Below are 267 nucleotides of genomic sequence, written 5' to 3'. Positions count from 1 at the left end.
GGATACCCCACGCAGAGAACTGCCCGGTGGTTTCGTCCATGCCGGCAAAGAACATCTTGTCCACGCCGTGCGCCACGAAGATGATGCCCAGCACTGCACGGAAGATGAGCAACGCGGCATCGCGAACAGCGGGTCGATTCATGACTCATAGACTACCCTGGATGCCCACTACCCCACGAAAGGACTCCCGCGCCATGAGCATCTGGACCACCGTGGATTCACCGCTAGGTTCGCTGACCCTCGTCGCCAGCGTTGACGGACTAACCC

The 267-nt window shown here is 60.3% G+C and carries 1 protein-coding gene; it reads right to left on the bottom strand.

The window, feature by feature from the left end:
- Positions 1-142 (bottom strand): DoxX family membrane protein (locus tag Q4563_RS23755; protein WP_442903823.1); only part of this gene is annotated, 142 nt, incomplete at its 3' end.
- Between the last annotated feature and the right edge of the window lie 125 nt (positions 143-267).

It is taken from the genome of Gilvimarinus sp. 1_MG-2023, assembly GCF_030548285.1.
Note: the sequence above shows the minus strand (reverse complement) of the source record. Positions and strands in the feature narration are given on the sequence as shown.